This window comes from Streptomyces sp. NPDC058257, assembly GCF_042881845.1.
In the GTDB taxonomy this organism is placed as follows: domain Bacteria; phylum Actinomycetota; class Actinomycetes; order Streptomycetales; family Streptomycetaceae; genus Streptomyces.
Genome location: NZ_JBHVXJ010000042.1, coordinates 1 through 20,639, shown reverse-complemented (window position 1 = coordinate 20,639; position 20,639 = coordinate 1). Strand labels below are relative to the sequence as shown.

Sequence of the window (20,639 nt, the reverse complement as noted above, 5' to 3'; positions counted from 1 at the left end):
CCGCACCTGAACGGTGCGGGGCCCGACGACGTATGACCGAGTGCTACTCCTGCTTCTTGCGACGCGTGCCGAAGACGATCTCGTCCCAGCTCGGCACGGCCGCGCGCCGCCCGGGCCGGACGCCGTCGGCCTCCGCCTGGCGGTCGGTGGTGCCGACGAGGCGGTCGCGGTGGCTGGCCACCGAGCGCGGCATCAGGACGTCCGCGTACGCGGCACCCGCTCCGGCCGACGCCGCGGGCGGCTCCTCGGCCTCGGGGTCCTGCTCGGACTCTTCGGCGGGCGGCAGGTCCGTGGGCGGGAGCGCGGGGCGCTCCGGCACGATCATGTCGCCGCGGAAGCTCGGCACCGCCTCAAGGAGGCTGGTGAGCGAGTCCCGCTCCGACTCGGACACGGCCGCTGTCGCACCGGTGGCCACGCCTTCCTCCGGAGGCTCCGGGGGCTGCGGCGCGCTCGGGCGCTCCAACTGCCGGTCCAGGGCGCGGTCGAGCGGCCGGTCGAGCGAGGCCCTGTCCCGGGGCAGCCGGGCGATGCGCGGCACGAACGGGAAGCTCGGCTCGGGCGCGGCGATGTCGTCCGTCTCGCCGATCAGCGAGCGCGCCTCGTCGTCCATGGCCTGCACGAGCCGCCGTGGCGGGTCGTACGTCCAGCTCGCGGCGTGCGGTTCGGTCGCGACGCGGTAGACGAGCAGGACTTCCCAGGTGCCGTCGTCGCGGCGCCAGGAGTCCCATTGGACGGATTCCTTGTCGGCGCCGCGCAGGAGCAGCCGCTCCGACACGGCCTCGCCGAGCTGGGGTCCGGTGTTCTCGCCGGGACGGCGCACGGGGGTCTTCCGGGCCCGCTCGGCCATGAAGGCGCGCTCGGCGAGCACGGGCCCTTCGAAGCGGCGGACGCGATCGACGGGGATTCCGGCGAGCGATGCGACTTCCTCCGCGCTCGCACCGGCACGTATCCGTGCCTGGATGTCGCGGGGGCGGAGGTGGCTCTCCACCTCGATCTCGATCTGGCCGAGGCGCGGACGGTCGCCGCGCACGGCAGCGCGCAGCCGCTCGTCGATCGGAAGTGTGTACTCCGTGCTGTCCGCAGCTTTGAGCACCAGCCGTGTGCCGTCGTTGCTGACGGCCACGACACGCAGTTCGGGCATGGGGACCTCCCGGGTGGTGCCTGCCGACGTCACGTGCGTCGCTGCTTCCGCTAGTCGAGTGTGGCCTGCCCGGGTGCAGCCTGCCACAACCTTGCCGAGTTGCCCGGCGTGTCGGGCATGGGCCCTAGGTCGCCGTTATGGCACGGTTACCTATTCGCAACTCTCAGTGACCAACTTGGTCACCCTGTGCAGCGAGCCCCCTCCCGGCAGGTCCTGGAAGGCCCCGGGCACCCAGGTGGGAGACCGGACCCAGGGCTCGCAACAGTACTCCATTCGGGCCACCGGGGTGGTCCGCCGCGCCGCCGAAGTTCTCGCGGGGGGCGGGAGTTGACGCGCCTGGATACCCGGGCAGGGTGGTGCATGAGTGGCACACTTCACGGAATCTCCAGAAACGGAACTAACCCCTTCACCCATACGTCCCTTTCTCGTGCAGTCAGTCGAGAAAGGCAGGTAAGGGTCGGAGATGCGTGAAAAGCCGGATTCGGGCGAGGAATCCAAGGGCCAGGAGGAGCCGGGGGAGAAGCGGCGCCTCGATCTGAGTCTGCCGCAGGTGGCGGGGAGCGCCGTGGCCGCCGTCGTGGGGGCGAAGCTCGCCGCCAGCTTCGGCGTCTACGGCACGATCCTCGGCGCCGGCCTGGTGAGTGTGGTCGCGACCTGTGGTGGCACGATCTTCCAGCACTTCTTCCGGCGCACGGGCGAGCAGATACGTGACGTCGCGGTGCAGGCCAAGCCTCGGGTGCAGCAGGTACCGCTGACCGATGGTTCGGGTGCGCCGGTGGCCGAGACGTTCAGGGCGGAGGCGTACACGGGAGCTACGGCGCATGCCGGGACGGGGCCCGTGACGACGACCTGGGGGAGAGCGGCCGACGCCGACGCGACCTCGGTGCCGCCCGTCGCGGGCGATCCGGACCGTACGACCGTGGTGCCCGTCGTCGGCGACGCCGACCGTACGAGTGTGCTGCCCACGGTCACTGACGCCGACCGCACCACCATGCTGCCCGCGGTCACTGACGCCGACCGCACCACCGTGCTGCGAGTGGCGGACGCGGACTCGGACGCGGGTGCCGACGCCGACAAGACGCGGCTGCTCGGGCCGGTCGACGCCACACGGCTGGCGCCGCGGGACGACGCGACCCGTGTCCTGCGGCAGACGGGTCCCGCCGCGCCGGTCGAACCGCCGCTCCCCTCGGACGAGTTCACCGACGGCACCACTCATCGCACGCAGATCCGAAGCTGGAAGCGGCCGTTGATCGCCGCCGCGGTCGTCTTCGGTGTGTCCATGGCCGGGATCACGACGTACGAGATCGTCTCCGGAGAGGACTTCAGCGGGGGCCACGGCACCACGATCGGCAACGGCTTCTCGGGCGGGAGCGGCTCGTCGGGGCAGCGGCCCACGCCCTCGACGGAACCCTCCGGGCAGCCGTCCGACGGCCCGTCGACGGGTACGGACGACGGGTCTCGGCAGGACGGCGACGCCTCGCAGGACCCGAACGGGACGAACTCGCGGTCCCCGGACACCGGGAACGACTCGGGCTCTGATTCCGGTTCGAAGGATGACCCGGACAAGGGTCAGGACTCCGGCGACGGCTCCAAGACGGACCCGACGCCCACACCCACACCCACGCCCACCCCGACTCCGACCCCCACTCCGTCGAGCGGCGCCGGAAGCGGCGACGACGCGCAGCGGGAGGCGACCCCCACCCCGTAGGCGGCCGCTCAGTCGCCCAGGACGCGGCGCAAGTAGTCGTTGCCGAACAGGCGGTCCGGGTCCAGGCGGTCGCGCAGGGCCGTGAACTCGGCGAAGCGCGGATAGGCCTGCGCGAAGTAGCCGGCGTCGCGGGTGTGGATCTTGCCCCAGTGAGGTCGGCCCTCGTGTGCGGTGAAGATCCGCTCGGCGGCGGTGAAGTACGCCTGGTAGGGCGTGCCCCGGTACATGTGGACGGCGATGTACGCGCTCTCCCGGCCCGATGCCGTGGAGAGCGTGATGTCGTCCGCGGGGGCCGTACGGACCTCTACGGGGAAGCTGATCCGCAGATTCGAGCGCTCCACCATCGTCTTCAGTTCGCGCAGCGTCTCGACGAGGGCCGCCCGCGGAACGGCGTACTCCATTTCCATGAAGCGCACGCGGCGCGGACTTGTGAAGACTTTGTAGGGGATGTCCGTGTAGGTGCGGGCCGAGAGCGCCTTGCTGGAGATCTTGGCGATGCCCGGGACGGTCGCGGGGACGGCGCGGCCTATCGAGTTGACCACCTGGAAGAGACCGTTGGAGAGGATCTCGTCCTCTACGAAGGCGCTGACCCTGCCGGGCGGAGCCGCGGGGCCCGCACTGCGGTTGTTCCGCTTGGTGTTGCAGCTGCCGGTGTGCGGGAACCAGTAGAACTCGAAGTGCTCGTTCTCGGCGTGCAGGGCGTCGAACTCACTGGTGACCCTGTCGAAGGTCATCGGCTCCTCACGGGCGGTGAGGAAGAAGACGGGCTCCACGGCGAAGGTGATCGCGCTGATCACGCCGAGCGCGCCGATGCCGAGCCTGGCCGCGGCGAATACCTCGGGATTCTCCTTCTCGGAGCAGGTGAGGACCGTGCCGTCCGCGGTGACGAGCTCAAGCGCCGTGATCTGTGCGGAGATCGACGCCGAGTCGCGGCCCGTGCCGTGCGTCCCGGTGCTGATCGCGCCGGAGACCGTCTGCTCCATGATGTCGCCCATGTTCGTGAGCGAGAGGCCTTCGCGGGCGAGCGCCGCGTTCAGACGCTTCAGCGGGGTGCCCGCTTCCACGGTGACGGTGCCGGCCTCGCGGTCGATCCCGCGGATGCCGGTGAGGAGTTCGGGGCGTATCAGGAGGCCGTCGGTGGCCGCGGTCGCCGTGAAGGAGTGGCCGGTGCCGACCGGCTTCACCCTGAGGCCGTCGTCCTTGGCCTGACGCAGCGCGGCACTGAGCTCGTCGACCGAAGCGGGGGTGACCTCCCTGGCCGGACGTGCGGTGACGTTGCCCGCCCAGTTACGCCACGCTGCTCTGCTCTTCGCGCTGCCCGTGCCCGTTGCCGTGCTCATGGGTCCCTCCCCGTTGCGAAACCGGCTTCTTCAGTCGGCGATACCCAAGGAATCCGACCGCCACCGCGACGGCCCCGGCTACTGCGGGTACCGCGTACCCGGCGTCCGAACCGGCCGCGTCGACGACCAGACCGGCCGCGGAGGAGCCGAGCGCGACGCCGACCGCGAGTCCGGTGCTCACCCAGGTCATGCCCTCGGTCAGCTTCGTACGGGGTACGTGCAGTTCGACGAGGGCCATTGTCGTGATCATGGTCGGCGCTATGGAAAGGCCCGCGATGAACAACGCCACGGCCAGAAACGGAAGATTCCCGACCAGTTGAAGCGGGATCATACTCACGGCCATCGCACAGACACCCAGCAGCCACCTCGGTGCGGGAGCGCCCTTGAAGCGCATGAGCCCGAAGGCGGCTCCGGCCACGCAGGAGCCGAGCGCGTACACCGCGAGCACCAGGCTCGCCGCCGCCTTGTGCCCCTGGTCCTCCGCGTACGCGACCGTCACCACGTCGATGGACCCGAAGATGGCTCCTGTCGCCGCGAAGGTCGCGACCAGGACCCGGAGTCCCGCGGAGCGCAACGCCGAGCCCTTGGTGTGGTGTTCACGCCCGTGCGGCACGGGCTCGGTGGCTCGCTGGGAGGTCAGCCAGAACACGCCCGTCGCGAGGAAGGCCCCGGCCACGAGCGGCCCGGCCTCGGGGAACCACGCGGTGGAGAGCCCGATCGAGATGATCGGACCGAAGATGAAGCAGATCTCGTCCACCACGGACTCGAAGGAGTACGCGGTGTGCAGCCGCGGAGTGCCCCGGTAGAGGACGGCCCAGCGCGCCCTGATCATCGATCCCACGCTCGGCACGCAGCCGACGAGCGCGGCGAAGGCGAAGAGCGTCCAGTCGGGGAGTGCGTACTTCGCGCAGAGCAGCAGCCCGGTGACCGCGGCCAGGGAGGCCAGGGTCGCGGGCCGCAGGACCCGGCGCTGGCCGTGCCGGTCGACCAGACGCGAGATCTGCGGGCCGATCGCGGCGGCCGAGAGCGCGACGGTCGCGGAGAGCGCGCCCGCGAGTCCGTACCGCCCCGTGAGCTGGGACACCATCGTCACGATGCCGATGCCCATCATCGACAGCGGCATCCGTCCGAGGAGGCCCGCCGTCGAGAACCCCTTGGTGCCGGGGGCGGCGAAGATGGCGCGGTAGGGGCTGGGCACGTGGGACTCCGCTGAGGGGCCGGGACGGCTCCGCGAGGAGGGGCTCCCGTAAGGCGTGAAGATGGCCCATACAGCTTATGGCTGCGACACGGCAGGGCGCACCGTGTTTTCCGGCTGTCAGCGGCGGGTGGCAGGATCGGATGTATGTCCGATGCGCTCGATGCCTCTCCCTATGACGCCCTGCTGCTGCTCTCGTTCGGCGGCCCAGAAGGCCCAGACGACGTCGTCCCGTTCCTGGAGAACGTGACGCGGGGGCGCGGTATCCCCAAGGAGCGGCTCAAGGAGGTGGGGCAGCACTACTTCCTGTTCGGCGGGATCAGCCCGATCAACGACCAGAACCGTGCCCTTCTCGACGCCCTGCGCAAGGACTTCGCGGAGCACGGACTCGATCTGCCGGTCTACTGGGGCAATCGCAACTGGGCGCCCTATCTGACCGACACCCTGCGCGAGCTCGTCCGGGACGGCCACCGCCGCGTGCTCGTCCTGGCGACCAGCGCGTACGCCTCGTACTCGGGCTGTCGCCAGTACCGGGAGAACCTGGCGGAGTCCCTCGCCGTGCTCGCGTCCCAGGGTCTCGATGTGCCGCGCGTCGACAAGCTGCGGCACTACTTCAACCACCCCGGCTTCGTCCGCCCCATGATCGACGGGGTCCTGAAGTCCCTGGCCGATCTCCCCGGTGACGTACGCGAAGGGGCGCACCTCGCCTTCACGACGCACTCCATCCCGACCGCGGCCGCCGACACCTCGGGGCGCGTCGAGGACCACGGGGACGGCGGCGCGTACGTGGCGGAGCATCTGGACGTGGCCCGGCTCATCGCGGACGCGGTGCGTGAGGAGACCGGCGTCGAGCACCCCTGGCAGCTCGTCTACCAGTCGCGCAGCGGCGCGCCGAGCACCCCGTGGCTGGAGCCGGACATCTGCGACCACTTGGAGGAGCGGCACGCGGCGGGCGTGCCCGCGGTGGTGATGGTCCCGATCGGCTTCGTCTCGGACCACATGGAGGTTCTCTACGACCTCGACACCGAGGCCGAGGCGAAGGCCGCGGAGCTCGGCCTCCCGGTCCGCCGCTCGGCCACGGTGGGCGCCGACCCGCGGTTCGCCGCCGCGGTGCGGGATCTCGTCCTTGAGCGGGCCGCCACGGAGAACGGACGCGAGGTCGCGCCCTGCGCCCTGGGCGCGCTCGGCGCGAGCCACGACCTGTGCCCGGTGGGCTGCTGCCCGTCGCACGTCCCGAAGCCCGCCGCCGCGGGCGCCGAAAGCCCGTACGCGTAACTCAGCCACATCGGAGGGCCCCGTGGGCACCTCGAAGGCACAAGGAGCACCAGCACCGTGACCGACTCCGCAGACCAGCAGCTGAAGGCCGAACTCCTCGGCGTCGCCCTGGAGGCCGCGCACCGCGCCGGAGCCTTCCTGCGCGACGGGCGCCCGGACGACCTGGGCGTTGCCGCCACCAAGACCAGCGCGGTCGACGTCGTCACCGAGATGGACATCGCCTCCGAGAAGTTGATCACCGACTTCCTCGCCGAGCGCAGGCCGGACGACGGCGTGCTCGGCGAGGAGGGCGCGAGCTCCGAGGGCAGCAGCGGCGTCCAGTGGGTGATCGACCCGATCGACGGCACCGTCAACTACCTCTACGGACGCCCTGATTGGTCCGTGTCCATCGCGGCCCGCAAGGACGGCGAGACACTCGTCGGCGTGGTGCACGCCCCGATGCGCGGCGAGACCTACCGCGCGGTCGTCGGAGGGGGCGCGTTCGTCAACGACGAGCCCGCGCGCACCCGCCCCGCGCCCCCGTTCGAACGGGCCCTCGTCGGCACCGGCTTCGGGTACGTGGCCGAGCGCCGCGCCCGCCAGGCCGACGTGGCCCGGCAGCTGATCCCGCTGGTCCGGGACATCCGCCGCGGCGGCTCGGCGGCGATCGACCTGTGCGACGTCGCGCTCGGCCGCCTGGACGCGTACTACGAGCGCGGCCTCAACCCGTGGGACTTCGCGGCGGGCGACCTCGTCGCGCGGGAAGCGGGCGCGCTGACCGGCGGACGCCCCGGGCAGCCCCTCTCCGGCGAGCTGACCGTCGCGGCACCTCCCGGCCTCTTCGAGGACCTCCAGGGCCGCCTGGAGGAGCTCGGCGCCTGGCACGACTGACCGTCGTACTCACCCGAACGCACAAGAGCCCCGGCATCTCGTCCACAGATGCCGGGGCCCTTGTGCTCACGAACGGATCAGGCGTGCAGCACGCCGACCTCCACCCCGTGGTCGGCGGCCAGCCGGTGGAGATCTTCGAGCTCGGCCTGCTCGACCTCGGCAAGGAAGTCGTCGCCCGTCTCACGGGCCTTCGTGAGGTCGGACTCCGTGGCTTTTATGCGCTGCAGCAGTCCTGCGGTGAAAGCGTCCATGGTTGCGCCCCCTCGGCTGGGTCGTGGGTCGATGGCACGGGGGTGTGCCCTCAAGGAAGGGGCGATCACGTCTTCGCCGCCCGCCCTGGAGAAGCGGGTTGTGGCGCGCCACATACAAAGCGTGATCGCGGGGTGTGAGGTCGTCTTCCCCGGGCTCTCTTCCACGGAAACCTCAACCGTCGGACGAAATCCCGCATTCCCCGTCCGGGGCACCGCCTTACAGCCGGTTTATGACCGAAAGGGGCAGGATGGAGGCCACAGCCCAGGAACAGACCTGCCCCCAGGGGCACAGAGGAAGGACAGCGCCGTGCGCGTACTCGTCGTCGAGGACGAGCAACTGCTCGCCGATGCGGTGGCCACCGGACTACGCCGGGAGGCCATGGCCGTCGACGTCGTGTACGACGGGGCGGCCGCTCTGGAACGTATCGGCGTGAACGACTACGACGTCGTGGTGCTCGACCGGGACCTCCCGCTCGTGCACGGGGACGACGTCTGCCGCAAGATCGTCGAGCTCGGCATGCCGACCCGCGTCCTGATGCTCACCGCGTCGGGCGACGTCAGCGACCGCGTCGAGGGCCTGGAGATCGGCGCCGACGACTATCTCCCCAAGCCCTTCGCGTTCAGCGAGCTCACGGCACGCGTGCGCGCCCTCGGGCGGCGTACGAGCGTGCCGCTGCCCCCCGTCCTGGAGCGCGCCGGCATCAAGCTCGACCCGAACCGCCGTGAGATCTTCCGCGACGGCAAGGAGATCCAGCTCGCCCCCAAGGAGTTCGCCGTCCTCGAAGTGCTGCTGCGCAGCGAGGGTGCCGTCGTCTCCGCGGAGCAGCTCCTGGAGAAGGCCTGGGACGAGAACACCGATCCGTTCACGAACGTGGTCCGGGTGACCGTCATGACCTTGCGGAGGAAACTCGGCGAGCCCGCCGTCATCGTGACGGTGCCCGGCTCCGGCTACCGGATCTGATCCCCGGTGGCCGCGACCCCGGCGCCACCGGCTGCGCCCCCGAAACCCACCTGGGACCCCAGGAAGACCGAACCGCCCTTCCCGTGGCTGCGCCCCACGATCCGTATACGCCTGACCCTGCTCTACGGCGGCATGTTCCTGATCGCGGGCATCCTGCTGCTCTCGATCATCTATCTGCTCGCCGCGCAGGCCCTGAACGTCGGCAGCGACCTGCCGTTCAACATCGAGGGCGGCTCCAGGGTCAGCAGTAACACGTGTCACAACCTCCCGACGGGCACCCAGGTCCCCGCCGACGAGGTCAATGCCGCGCTGAACGAGTGCGTCAACAAGATGCGTCAGAACGCCCTGGACAACCTCCTGAGCCGCTCGCTGCTCGCCCTGCTCGGGCTCGCGGTGATCGCCTTCGCCTTCGGTTACGCGATGGCGGGCCGCGTCCTCTCGCCGCTCGGCCGCATCACGCGCACCGCGCGCAGGGTGGCCGGCACGGACCTGTCCCGGCGCATCGAACTGGACGGGCCCGACGACGAGTTGAAGGAGCTCTCGGACACCTTCGACGAGATGCTCGACCGCCTGGAACGGGCCTTCACCGCCCAGCAGCGCTTCGTCGGCAACGCCTCGCACGAACTGCGCACACCGCTCGCGATCAACCGCACCCTGCTCGAGGTGCAGCTCTCCGATCCGGATGCGCCCCCCGAGCTCCAGCAGCTCGGCAAGACGCTCCTGGCCACCAACGAGCGCAGCGAGCAGCTCGTGGAGGGTCTGCTGCTGCTCGCCCGCAGCGACAACCAGATCGTGGAGCGCAAGCCGGTCGACCTCGCCGAGGTCGCCGACCGCGCCGTCGACCAGGTGCGGTCCGAGGCCGACGCGAAGGGCGTGGAGATCCGTGGGGACCGGGCCCCGGCCGTCGTTCAGGGCAACGGCGTCCTCATGGAGCGGATCGCCCTGAACCTCGTCCAGAACGCCGTCAGGTACAACGTGCCGGACGACGGGTGGGTCGAGGTCACCACGGAGGCCCAGCACGGCCAGGCGGTCATCGTGGTGACCAACACGGGCCCCGTGGTGCCCGCGTACGAGATCGACAACCTCTTCGAGCCGTTCCGGCGGCTGCGGACCGAGCGCACGGGCAGCGACAAGGGGGTCGGACTCGGCCTGTCGATCGCCCGGTCGGTGGCGCGGGCCCACGGGGGCCGTATCATCGCGGAGCCGCGCGAGGGGGGAGGGCTCGTGATGCGAGTCACCCTTCCTCTCTGAGATGCTGCCGCTGACCCGCTCCTTGTTCGCTTTGCGCGGAATTTTCGGGACCTGATCCTGGAGATTCCATGTGCGATCGATCACAGGAGCGAATTTTCGGCCATCTACTCTCCGTGATCGTGAAAGTCGTCGGAAAGCCGGGAAAATCCGGGTTTTCAGGGGTCTTGATCACGGGAAGTACACGGGGTGGCGCCTGTGAAGTGCGACATCCGGACCGTGTACGGTCCCGATCGCCATCCAAACCGATCACCTCGGCAGAGGTGCGGTTGGGTGTCGATTGAGTAACAGACCTTGATGTGAGGCAAAATCTCCGCCTCAGGTCGGGCACAAGTCCGGCCTCTCACGCGTTACGTGCGCTGAGACACCGCAGACACCCAGAGGGGGAGAGCGACATGGCAACGGACTACGACACCCCACGCAAGACCGACGATGACGTCAACGAGGACAGCATCGAGGAACTCAAGGCGCGGCGGAACGACAAGTCGACCTCGGCCGTAGACGTCGACGAGTTCGAGGCCGCAGAAGGCCTTGAGCTGCCCGGCGCGGACCTTTCGAACGAGGAGCTCGCCGTTCGGGTGCTCCCGAAGCAGCAGGACGAGTTCACCTGCATGAGCTGCTTCCTGGTGCACCACCGCAGCCAGCTGGCCAAGGAGAAGAACGGCCAGCCGATCTGCCGCGACTGCGACTAGGGCAGGGTCGGCCGTGACAGGCTCGACCCCGCCCAGGAAGCGCCGCTTCCGCAAGCGTGGAGCGGACCAAGAAAGCGTCGCCCCCGAAGGCGTGCGTGACGACGAGCGGGGCTCTTCCCCCACAGGAACAGCCTCGCTCGGACCGGCGAACGCCCTGGAGGTGGCAGACGACGGGACGGCGGCCGACAAGGCGTCCAGGGCCCACGGGTCCAAGGGCCGCGTTGCCGCCGTCACGGACGGAGTCATGGCGGGCGTGCGCGCGAGCGGACGCGGCGCCAAAGCCGGCATCGGCTATCTCGCCGACCGGATCATCGAGAATGCCCCGCGGGTCCCGATCCGCGACCTGGGCACTCTCCGCAAGCAGTTCCCGGGCCTCGACGCCGAGCAGCTCGCGGACAAGATCATCTCCGGCGCCGCCAACGGAACCTCGACGGTCGGTGCCGGAATCGGCGTCGCCGTGATGATGCCCGTGCCGCCCGCGATGCCCGCGGAGCTGGCCGCCGAGATCACCGGCGTCGCGGCCATCGAGCTGAAGATGATCGCCGAACTCCACGAGGTCTACGGCCGGCGCCCGCCGGGCAATCTCAAGGAGCGCAGTACCGCCTACCTCGCCTCGTGGACCGAGGAGCGCGGCATCGACGTGGTGAAACCCGCGTCGATCAACGCGGCGCTCGGCGGCCAGATGAAGCGCGAGCTGCGCCAGCAGATCATGAAGCGCATGGTGCGGAACCTCCCGAACCTGATGCCTTTCATGGTCGGCGCCGCGGTCGGGGCGGTGATGAACCGTCGGGACACCAAGAAACTCGCTGAGCGGGTCCGTGCGGACCTGCGGAGGTCGCAGGTGCCCTGGGGCGCCCTGCAAGAGCTGCCGCCCCTTGAGCAGCCCGTGAAGCCCCTGGACCCCCTGCGCCGCGACGCCCCGCCCGAGGAGCTGGGCGCCTGACGCCGCGGCCCCGCAGCAGGTCCTCGATCGGCAGGCAGCAGGTCCTCGGTCAGCAGTTCGCCAAGAAGCAGATCTTCTAAGCAGCCCGTACCGCGCTGAGCGCCGCCGCGAGCGCCTCGGGGTGCCGCGTCGACACGTACACGTACGGGGTCGGGTCCTGCGGGTCCGTGATCTCGACGCGCAGCGCCGTGGGGATGTAGGCGCGCAGCAGCATGAAGGCGCGCGGGTCGGCCTTCGGGCCGCGCCAGGCGCGCGCCTCTTCCGCGTCGAGCACCTCCGCCTCGCCCAGGGCGGAGACCGGGATCTTCGCGTCGCCCACGACGAGCGAGTCCGCCACCACGCGGATCCGGGGGGAGCCGTACGAACTGGTGACGACCGCGGCGACCGCCGTCCCGGCGACCAGGCCGCCGAGCAGCGGCAAGGTGCCGAAGGGGAGCAGGATCAGCGCCATCGCGACGCCGACCAGGAGCGAGACAAGCCACCAGGAACGGGGCGCCGTCAGGCGTTCTTCGTAAGGCTGCATGCAGGCAAGCTTGGCACGATGAGCTCCGTTGCCGGACTCGCGGGTAAGGTCTGCGGCTGTGAGTGGTACTTCAGCAGCTCTGACGCCCCCGGCCGACGCCATAGCGCCCGTCCGCCACCCCGACGCGCCCGCCCCCGGCGAGCTCATCGGAGCCCATTACGAGCACTGCTTCGGCTGCGGCGAAGGACAGGCCCACGGGCTGCACCTCGCGACCCGTGCCGGTGAAGGTGTGGGCGTCACCGCCGAGTTCACCGTCCGTGAGGCCCACCAGGGCGCTCCGGGCCTCGCCCACGGCGGAGTGCTCGCCACGGCGCTCGACGAGACGCTCGGCTCGCTGAACTGGCTGCTGCGGGTGATCGCCGTGACCGGTCGGCTCGAGACCGACTTCGCGCGGCCCGTGCCCCTGGGCACCGTGCTCTTCCTCGACGCCGAGGTGACCGCCGTCTCCGGGCGCAAGATCTACTCCCGGGCCACCGGACGGATCGGCGGCCCCGACGGGCCCGTCGCCGTCCGTGCCGAGGCCCTCTTCATCGAGGTCAAGGTCGATCACTTCATCGAGAACGGCCGCCCGGAGGAGATCCGGGCCGCGATGGACGACCCCGACCAGAACCGCCGCGCACGTGCCTTCGAGGTGAACCCGTGACCCCCGTGCCCCCCGTGGCCGCCGCGCCCCGTCCGGAGCTCGACGTCCAGATCCGCCGCGTCGACCCCGACGTACCCCTGCCGTCGTACGCGCGGCCCGGCGACGCCGGAGCGGACCTGCGGACCACCGAAGCGTGCGAACTGGCCCCGGGTGAGCGGGTTGTCCTGCCCACCGGGGTGTCTATCGCGCTCCCGGAGGGGTACGCGGCCTTCGTGCACCCGCGTTCCGGTCTCGCCGCCCGCTGCGGTGTCGCCCTGGTGAATGCCCCGGGGACGGTGGATGCCGGGTACCGTGGGGAGATCAAGGTGATCGTGGTGAATCTCGACCCGCGCGAGAGCGTGCGGTTCGAGCGCTTCGACCGGATTGCCCAACTGGTCGTCCAGCAGGTCGAGAAGGTGCGCTTCCGCGAGGTGGCGGAGCTTCCCGACTCGGCGCGGGCCGAGGGGGGCTTCGGGTCCACCGGCGGCCATGCCGCCGTGGGCGTCGGCTCGGGTCAACAAACGGGTGGGAATCGATACGCATCGGTCGTATCTGACCGGGAAGGACAGTGACGTGTTCGGACGTCGCAAGAAGGACAGTGCCGCCGAGGACGCGGCGGGCGAGGCCGAGCAGGTCGTCGAGGCCCCTGACGGTGCCGACAGTGCCGACACGGCTGCGCCGTCGCGCGTGAGGCTCGAACCCGAGCCGCGCCCCGACGGACCCTGGGACGCCTCGGAGGTCCGCGAGCCCGGCGAGGGCCGGGTGGACCTCGGTGGCCTCTTCGTGCCGGGTGTCGAGGGCATGGAGCTGCGGGTGGAGGTCGCGGGCGACGCGATCGTCGCGGCGACCGTCGTGCTCCAGGACAGCGCCATCCAGCTCCAGGGCTTCGCCGCCCCCAAGAAGCAGGGCATCTGGGGCGAGGTCCGCGAGGAGATCGCCTCGGGCATCACGCAGCAGGGCGGTGTCATCGACGAGGTCGAGGGCCCCCTCGGCTGGGAGCTGCGCGCGCAGGTTCCGGTGCAGCTGCCGGACGGCACGGGCGGCGTGCAGGTCGTGCGCTTCATCGGTGTCGACGGTCCGCGGTGGTTCCTGCGCGGGGTCATCTCCGGCCAGGGCGCGGTGCAGCCGCAGGCCGCGGGACTGCTCGAACAGATCTTCAGGGACACCGTCATCGTGCGCGGCGACGGCCCGATGGCGCCCCGCGACCCGATCGTCCTGAAGCTGCCGGACGACGCACAGATGGTCGCCGAGGGTGGCGTCCAGCAGGAGCAGCAGGAGGGCTCGCGCTTCTCGGGCGGCATGGGCCAGCTCCAGCGGGGTCCTGAGATCACCGAGGTGCGCTGAGCGCTCCGCCGGGCTGGGGGCTGATGCCCCCACGCATTGCAGGCCGATGGGCCGTATTCCCTGACGGGAGTGCGGCCCATCGGCGTTTTCGCAGGTCGGAGGCAGGTTCGCGCACGCGGACGTAAGAGAGTCGTCAACGCGGAGCCGACGGACGTATGGGAGCCGTCAACGGCGGTCGGATTCAGCCACGGAAGGGGTTTGCTCAAGACGTCAGATCATTCGCATCTCATCTAGGAGCACACGATGGCCGACGTGGCCTTCGTCGTCACCACGATCGCGGTTTTCGCGCTGGTGGCGTTCATCGCCAAGGGGGTGGCGAAGCTGTGACTGCCGAGAACATCGTCGGTCTCGTGGTGGCCGTCGCCCTGCTGGGCTATCTCGTCCTCGCTCTCGTGTTCCCGGAGAGGTTCTGAGTACGAAATGAGTCCTGTTCTTGCTGGTGTGCTCCAGTTCCTGGCGCTGATGGTGGCGCTGGCCCTGGCATACCGTCCGCTGGGCGACTACATGGCCAAGGTCTACTCCTCCGAGAAGCATCTGCGGGTGGAGAAGTGGATCTACAAGGGCATCGGCGCCAATCCGAACGCCGAGATGCGCTGGCCCGCCTATCTGCGCGGGGTGCTCGCCTTCTCCGCCGTGAGCGTGCTGTTCCTGTATCTGCTGCAGCGGCTCCAGGGTTCGCTGCCCGGGTCGCTCGGTTTCAAGTCGATCGATCCGGACCAGGCCTTCAACACCGCCGCTTCCTTCGTGGCGAACACCAACTGGCAGTCGTACTACGGCGAGCAGGCCATGGGCCACGTCGTGCAGACCGGCGGCCTCGCGGTGCAGAACTTCGTCTCCGCGGCCGTCGGCATCGCCGTCGCGGTGGCCCTCGTGCGGGGCTTCGCACGCTCCCGCACGGGTGAGCTGGGGAACTTCTGGGCGGACCTGGTGCGCGGCACCGTCCGCATCCTGATCCCGATCTCGGTGCTCGGCGCGATCGTGCTGGTCGCCTGTGGCACGATCCAGAACTTCTCCGGCATCCACGGGGTCGGCCAGTTCATGGGCGGCAGCCAGGAGTGGAACGGCGGGGCGGTGGCCTCGCAGGAGGTCATCAAGGAGCTCGGCACCAACGGAGGCGGCTACTTCAACGCCAACTCCGCCCACCCCTTCGAGAATCCGAACGGGTTCTCCAACCTGTTCGAGGTCTTCCTCATCCTGGTGATTCCGTTCGCGATCACGAGGACCTTCGGGCGGATGGTCGGCTCCCTCAAGCAGGGGTACGCGATCCTCGCCACGATGGTCACCATCTGGGTCGGGTTCACCGCGCTGATGATGTGGACGGAGTTCCACCACGGGGCTCCCGCCTTCGACATCGCGGGCGGGGCCATGGAGGGCAAGGAGACGCGGTTCGGGATCGGCGGCTCGGCGATCTTCTCGGTCGCCACGACGCTGACCTCGACGGGCGCGGTCAACTCCTTCCACTCGTCCAACACCGGCCTCGGCGGCGGAATCGACCTCCTCGGCATGCAGCTGGGGGAGATCGCGCCGGGCGGTACGGGGTCGGGCCTCTACGGCATGTTGATCATGGCCGTCATCGCGGTGTTCATCGCGGGACTGATGGTGGGGCGTACGCCGGAGTACCTCGGCAAGAAGATCGGCACCCGCGAGATCAAACTGGCGGCCTGCTACATCCTGATCACCCCGGCCCTGGTGCTCGGCTTCACGGCGGTGTCGATGGCGCTGCCCACGCCCAAGGACTCGATGCTCAACACAGGGGCGCACGGCTTCTCCGAGATCCTCTACGCCTACACGTCGGGCGCCAACAACAACGGTTCGGCGTTCGCGGGTCTGAGCGCGGACACGAACTGGTTCAACACCACGATCGGCCTCGCGATGCTGCTCGGCCGGTTCCTGCCGATGGTGTTCGTCCTCGCGCTCGCGGGTTCGCTCGCGGAGCAGAAGCCGATTCCGGCGACGGCGGGCACGCTGCGCACCGAGAAGCCGCTGTTCACGGGGTTGCTGGTCGGCACCATCATGATCATCACCGGCTTGACCTACTTTCCCGCGCTGGCTCTCGGGCCGCTGGCGGAGGGGCTCGCGTCATGACCACCGACATACAGAAGCCAGAGGAGCCCGGCTCCATGTCCACCGCTACTCCCACCCGTGCGCCGCACCAGGATGTGCCCGGCGGGCACAAGGATGCCAAGGGCGCCAAGGACACCGGCCGGGTCGGCGGCGGTCTGTTCGACCCCCAGCAGCTCCTGAAGTCCTTCCCGGACGCCGTGCGGAAGCTCGATCCGCGGGTGATGGTCAAGTCTCCCGTCATGTTCGTGGTGCTCGTCGGCTCGGTGATCACCACCGTCCTGGCGGTCAAGGACCCGGGGGACTGGTTCGGCTGGGCGATCGCGGTCTGGCTCTGGCTGACCACGATCTTCGCCAACCTGGCGGAGGCGGTGGCCGAGGGCCGCGGCAAGGCGCAGGCGGACACCCTGCGCAAGGCCAAGACCGACACGGTCGCGCGCCGGCTCAGCGGCACGGCCGAGGAGCAGGTGCCCGGCACCGAGCTGCGCATCGGCGACCTGGTCGTCTGTGAGGCGGGCGACGTGATCCCCGGCGACGGCGACGTCGTCGACGGGGTGGCGAGCGTCGACGAGTCGGCGATCACCGGTGAATCCGCCCCGGTCATCCGGGAGTCGGGCGGTGACCGTTCCGCCGTCACCGGCGGCACGAAGGTCCTCTCCGACCGTATCGTCATCAAGATCACGACGAAGCCGGGCGAGACCTTCATCGACCGCATGATCAACCTGGTCGAGGGCGCGGCCCGGCAGAAGACACCCAACGAGATCGCGCTGAACATCCTCCTCGCGTCCCTCACCATCGTCTTCCTGCTCGCGGTCGTCACACTCCAGCCGTTCGCCGTGTACGCCGGTGCCGAGCAGTCCATGATCGTGCTTGCCGCGCTCCTGGTGTGCCTGATCCCGACGACCATCGGCGCGCTGCTCTCCGCGATCGGCATCGCGGGCATGGACCGCCTGGTCCAGCGCAACGTACTGGCCATGTCGGGGCGGGCGGTCGAGGCGGCGGGCGACGTCTCGACGCTGCTGCTCGACAAGACGGGCACCATCACGCTCGGCAACCGGCAGGCCGCCGAGTTCGTGCCGGTGCGTGGGACGACCGAGGCCGAGCTCGCGGACGCCGCCCAGCTCTCGTCGCTGGCCGACGAGACGCCCGAGGGCCGCTCCATCGTCGTACTGGCGAAGGAGAAGTACGGGCTTCGCGAGCGCCACCAGGGTGAGCTGGAGGGGGCCGAGTGGGTCGCCTTCACGGCGCAGACGCGGATGTCGGGCGTCGACCTCGTCCAGGACGGGGCCGGGCGCAAGGTGCGCAAGGGCGCGAGCGGTTCGGTCGCCGCCTGGGTCACCGAGAACGGCGGTGTCGTCTCCGATGACGCCCAGGGCCTGACCGACGCCATCTCGCAGGCCGGTGGCACGCCGCTCCTTGTCGCCGCGAAGGACGGCAAGGGGGCGCGTGTCCTTGGCGTCATCCACCTGAAGGACGTCGTCAAGGAGGGCATGCGGGAGCGGTTCGACGAGCTGCGCCGCATGGGCATCAAGACCGTCATGATCACGGGTGACAACCCGCTGACCGCCAAGGCGATCGCGGACGAGGCGGGCGTGGACGACTTCCTCGCCGAGGCCACGCCCGAGGACAAGATGGCCCTGATCAAGCGCGAGCAGGCCGGTGGCAAGCTCGTCGCGATGACCGGTGACGGCACGAACGACGCGCCCGCCCTCGCCCAGGCGGACGTGGGTGTGGCCATGAACACCGGGACCTCGGCCGCCAAGGAGGCCGGGAACATGGTGGACCTGGACTCCAACCCCACCAAGCTCATCGAGATCGTCGAGATCGGCAAGCAACTCCTGATCACCCGGGGCGCGCTGACGACCTTCTCGATCGCCAACGACGTCGCGAAGTACTTCGCGATCATTCCCGCGATGTTCGCCGTGGTCTATCCGGGCCTCGACAAGCTCAACATCATGGACCTGTCGTCTCCGGAGTCGGCCATCCTGTCGGCCGTCATCTTCAACGCCCTGATCATCATCGCCCTGGTGCCGCTGGCCCTGAGGGGCGTGCGGTACCGGCCGATGAGCGCGGACAGGATGCTGCGGCGCAACCTCGGCGTCTACGGGCTCGGCGGTCTCATCGCCCCGTTCATCGGCATCAAGATCATCGATCTGATCATCTCCCTCATCCCCGGTCTGTAATTTCCTGAAAGCGTGCTGACCGTCATGAACAACTCAGTTGGAAGCACGGCGCGGTTGCTGGGAGCGGGTCTGCGTGCCCTGCTCGTCCTCACCGTCATCTGCGGTGTCATCTATCCGCTGGCCGTCACCGGGATCGCCCAGGCCCTGTTCAACGACAAGGCCAACGGCTCCGAGGTCAGGAGCGAGGGCAAGGTCGTCGGCTCCGAGCTGATCGGGCAGACCTACGACCTCCCGCTGAAGAAGGGCCAGGAGACGGCCGCGCCCGACCTGAAGTGGTTCCAGCCGCGGCCGTCCAACGGCCTCGGCGAGAACAGCGTGAACACCCAGTACAAGCTGATCCTGTCGGGTGCGACGAACCTCGCCGGCGACAACAAGGACCTGATCGCGAACGTCAGGGCCGCCAAGGCCGCCGTGGTCAAGGACAACTCCACGGCCGACTTCAAGGTCAAGCCCTCGGACGTGCCGGCCGAGGCCGTCACCTCCTCCGGCTCGGGTCTTGACCCCGACATCTCCCCGCGGTACGCGGAGCTGCAGGCCCACCGCGTGGCCGAGAGGAACGGCCTCGGCGTGCACAAGGTCGAGAAGCTGGTGGACGAGCACACCGACGGGCGGAGCCTCGGCTTCGTGGGCGATCCCCGCGTCAACGTCCTCCAGCTCAACATCGCGCTGAAGGAGCTCGTCGCCGACAAGGGCTGACGCTGCCCCACCGCCTCGGGGTCCTTTGTGGCCCGCCGCGCCCCGGTCATACCGATCGGAGCACGGCGGGCCACAAGCGCGTCCGCCCGTATCCGCCTGTACAGGGCTTCTTACTTCACGTCTTGACGGAAGCCTGGTCCGTACCTACTGTCTCGGCCCAACACGCGTGTTCAGAAAGGTACATGGAGTTCACATACGAGAATGGATGGCCCTCGCATGGCTGACACCCCCACACCGCCCGTGCGTCACCGCCGCAGATCCCGCACCACACTCCTGGCGACCCTCACCACCACGGTGACCGCACTGGTCGCAGCCCTCCTCGCCTGGCCCGGCGCCGAGCGCGCCGACGCGGCGCCCAGCACCTTCGCCCATCCCGGAGTCGCCGTGTCCCGCGGCCAGTTGGACTTCACCAGGGAGAAGGTCAACGCCGGAGCCCAGCCCTGGAAGGGCGCCTACGACCAGATGATGGGGAGCAAGTACGCCTCCCTGTCGCGCACACCCAAGCCCCGCGCGGTCGTCGAGTGCGGCTCCTACTCGGACCCCAATTACGGCTGCACCGACGAGCGTGAGGACGCGACGGCCGCGTACACCACGGCGCTCGCCTGGTACATCACCCGCGACGAGCGCTACGCCAAGAAGTCCATCGAGCTGATGGACGCCTGGTCCGCCACCATCAAGGACCACACCAACAGCAACGCCCCGCTCCAGACCGGCTGGGCGGGCTCGTCCTGGCCGAGGGCCGCCGAGATCATCAAGCACACGTACACCGGCGGCTGGGGCAACTCGGGACGCTTCGCGACGATGCTGCGCACCGTCTACCTGCCCGAGATCATCAACGGCTCCAACTCCAACGGCAACTGGGAGCTGTCGATGATGGAGGCCGCCATCGGCATCTCCGTCTTCATCGAGGACAAGGGGTCGTACGACAAGGCGATGGCGAAGTTCCGTACGCGCACCGCCGCGTACGTCTATCTCGCGTCCGACGGCGACCTGCCCAAGACCGTGCCGAGCCAGAACCTCGACACCCGCGCGAAGATCGTCAAGTACTGGCAGGGCCAGGGCACCTTCACCACCGGGCTCACCCAGGAGACGTGCCGCGACTTCACCCACACCGGATACGGGCTCTCCGCGATCTCCCACGTCGCCGAGACCAGCCGCATCCAGGGCGACGACCTCTACCAGACGGACGTCGGCGAGCGGCTGCGCCAGGGCCTGGGCTTCCAGGCCAAGTACGAGCTGGGTGAGGCGCCGCCGAGTTCGCTCTGCGGCGGCTCGGTCCACCGGGGTCTGGGGCCCGTCACCGAGGTCGGCTACAACGCCCTGCACAACCGCCTCGGCCACGCCATGAGCAACACCCAGAAGCTCACCGAGCAGAACCGTCCGGCGGGCTCCAACAATCTGTTCGTCGCCTGGGAGACGCTGACCCACGCGGACAACCCGAACTGATCGGAGCCCCGTAGGGGGACCCTCGTCGGGGGCGGGGGCCGCGGGGGCCCCCCCCCCCCCCCCCCCCCCGCGGCCCCGAGCCCCCAGCCGCGCTCCCCCCCACGCCAACACCCCCCCCCCCCCGCCCGCGCACCGCGGAC

General features: G+C 69.7%; 20 protein-coding genes. 15 read left to right on the top strand and 5 right to left on the bottom strand.

Translation table 11 applies throughout. The features are described 5' to 3' along the window. Positions 1–43: 43 nt before the first annotated feature. The gene (gene sepH, locus ACFVXC_RS42250) at positions 44–1,141 is read right to left on the bottom strand and encodes a septation protein SepH (protein WP_389917131.1); all 1,098 of its coding nucleotides are present in this window, start codon (positions 1,139–1,141) and stop codon (positions 44–46) included. A 463-nt stretch (positions 1,142–1,604) separates the two neighbouring features. Between sepH and ACFVXC_RS42245 the strand changes: the two genes are divergently transcribed. Beyond that, complete coding sequence (locus ACFVXC_RS42245; protein WP_389917129.1) at positions 1,605–2,849, top strand: hypothetical protein; 1,245 nt, start codon at positions 1,605–1,607, stop codon at positions 2,847–2,849. An 8-nt stretch (positions 2,850–2,857) separates the two neighbouring features. Here the strand turns inward: ACFVXC_RS42245 and ACFVXC_RS42240 are convergent, their stop codons facing one another. Continuing rightward, on the bottom strand, positions 2,858–4,189 hold the full coding sequence (locus tag ACFVXC_RS42240; RefSeq protein WP_389917127.1) for a D-arabinono-1,4-lactone oxidase: 1,332 nt from the start codon (positions 4,187–4,189) through the stop codon (positions 2,858–2,860). Then, positions 4,137–5,387 (bottom strand): MFS transporter, encoded by a 1,251-nt coding sequence (locus ACFVXC_RS42235; RefSeq protein ID WP_389917125.1) that lies wholly within the window; start codon positions 5,385–5,387, stop codon positions 4,137–4,139. Before ACFVXC_RS42235 ends, ACFVXC_RS42240 begins: the two co-directional genes overlap by 53 nt. Positions 5,388–5,531: 144 nt before the next feature. Between ACFVXC_RS42235 and ACFVXC_RS42230 the strand changes: the two genes are divergently transcribed. Together ACFVXC_RS42230 and ACFVXC_RS42225 are read left to right on the top strand one after the other, a co-directional pair. Next, the gene (locus tag ACFVXC_RS42230; protein WP_389917123.1) at positions 5,532–6,659 is read left to right on the top strand and encodes a ferrochelatase; all 1,128 of its coding nucleotides are present in this window, start codon (positions 5,532–5,534) and stop codon (positions 6,657–6,659) included. A 57-nt stretch (positions 6,660–6,716) separates the two neighbouring features. Continuing rightward, positions 6,717–7,529, top strand: coding sequence for an inositol monophosphatase family protein (locus ACFVXC_RS42225; RefSeq protein WP_389917121.1), 813 nt, complete (start codon positions 6,717–6,719; stop codon positions 7,527–7,529). A gap of 77 nt (positions 7,530–7,606) precedes the next feature. Here ACFVXC_RS42225 and ACFVXC_RS42220 read toward each other — a convergent pair whose 3' ends face one another. Next, positions 7,607–7,780, bottom strand: coding sequence for a hypothetical protein (locus ACFVXC_RS42220; RefSeq protein WP_389917119.1), 174 nt, complete (start codon positions 7,778–7,780; stop codon positions 7,607–7,609). A 307-nt stretch (positions 7,781–8,087) separates the two neighbouring features. On the opposite strand from ACFVXC_RS42220, the gene ACFVXC_RS42215 reads away from it, so the two are divergent. The 4 genes from ACFVXC_RS42215 (at position 8,088) to ACFVXC_RS42200 (ending at position 11,624) form a co-directional block, all read left to right on the top strand. Continuing rightward, on the top strand, positions 8,088–8,741 hold the full coding sequence (locus ACFVXC_RS42215; RefSeq protein WP_135331070.1) for a response regulator transcription factor: 654 nt from the start codon (positions 8,088–8,090) through the stop codon (positions 8,739–8,741). A 6-nt stretch (positions 8,742–8,747) separates the two neighbouring features. Continuing rightward, on the top strand, positions 8,748–9,992 hold the full coding sequence (locus tag ACFVXC_RS42210; protein ID WP_389917117.1) for a sensor histidine kinase: 1,245 nt from the start codon (positions 8,748–8,750) through the stop codon (positions 9,990–9,992). A 392-nt stretch (positions 9,993–10,384) separates the two neighbouring features. Continuing rightward, positions 10,385–10,681, top strand: coding sequence for a DUF4193 domain-containing protein (locus ACFVXC_RS42205; protein ID WP_055563079.1), 297 nt, complete (start codon positions 10,385–10,387; stop codon positions 10,679–10,681). Positions 10,682–10,694: 13 nt separating this feature from the next. Continuing rightward, positions 10,695–11,624, top strand: coding sequence for a hypothetical protein (locus tag ACFVXC_RS42200; RefSeq protein WP_389917115.1), 930 nt, complete (start codon positions 10,695–10,697; stop codon positions 11,622–11,624). Between the two features lie 76 nt (positions 11,625–11,700). Here ACFVXC_RS42200 and ACFVXC_RS42195 read toward each other — a convergent pair whose 3' ends face one another. Then, positions 11,701–12,147 carry a DUF3093 domain-containing protein gene (locus tag ACFVXC_RS42195; protein ID WP_389917113.1) on the bottom strand — a complete coding sequence of 149 codons (447 nt, stop codon included), beginning with the start codon at positions 12,145–12,147 and terminating at the stop codon, positions 11,701–11,703. 58 nt (positions 12,148–12,205) lie between these two features. On the opposite strand from ACFVXC_RS42195, the gene ACFVXC_RS42190 reads away from it, so the two are divergent. The 8 genes from ACFVXC_RS42190 (at position 12,206) to ACFVXC_RS42155 (ending at position 20,499) form a co-directional block, all read left to right on the top strand. Beyond that, entirely contained in the window at positions 12,206–12,790 is a 585-nt protein-coding gene (locus ACFVXC_RS42190) for a PaaI family thioesterase (protein ID WP_389917111.1), read from the top strand. 5 nt (positions 12,791–12,795) lie between these two features. Further along, a complete protein-coding gene (dut, locus tag ACFVXC_RS42185; protein WP_389917133.1) occupies positions 12,796–13,341 on the top strand; it encodes a dUTP diphosphatase in 546 nt (181 codons plus the stop codon). 1 nt (position 13,342) lies between these two features. Then, positions 13,343–14,113, top strand: a complete 771-nt coding sequence (locus ACFVXC_RS42180; RefSeq protein WP_389917109.1) for a DUF3710 domain-containing protein — start codon at positions 13,343–13,345, stop codon at positions 14,111–14,113. Between the two features lie 323 nt (positions 14,114–14,436). Further along, positions 14,437–14,526: a K(+)-transporting ATPase subunit F gene (kdpF, locus tag ACFVXC_RS42175; RefSeq protein WP_033264828.1), complete on the top strand. Its 90-nt coding sequence runs from the start codon at positions 14,437–14,439 to the stop codon at positions 14,524–14,526. Between the two features lie 7 nt (positions 14,527–14,533). Further along, on the top strand, positions 14,534–16,198 hold the full coding sequence (kdpA, locus tag ACFVXC_RS42170) for a potassium-transporting ATPase subunit KdpA (protein ID WP_389917107.1): 1,665 nt from the start codon (positions 14,534–14,536) through the stop codon (positions 16,196–16,198). After that, a complete protein-coding gene (gene kdpB, locus ACFVXC_RS42165) occupies positions 16,195–18,357 on the top strand; it encodes a potassium-transporting ATPase subunit KdpB (protein ID WP_389917105.1) in 2,163 nt (720 codons plus the stop codon). Before kdpA ends, kdpB begins: the two co-directional genes overlap by 4 nt. A 24-nt stretch (positions 18,358–18,381) precedes the next feature. Next, positions 18,382–19,053: a potassium-transporting ATPase subunit C gene (locus ACFVXC_RS42160; protein WP_389917103.1), complete on the top strand. Its 672-nt coding sequence runs from the start codon at positions 18,382–18,384 to the stop codon at positions 19,051–19,053. 216 nt (positions 19,054–19,269) lie between these two features. Beyond that, positions 19,270–20,499: an alginate lyase family protein gene (locus ACFVXC_RS42155; protein WP_389917101.1), complete on the top strand. Its 1,230-nt coding sequence runs from the start codon at positions 19,270–19,272 to the stop codon at positions 20,497–20,499. Positions 20,500–20,639 lie beyond the last annotated feature (140 nt).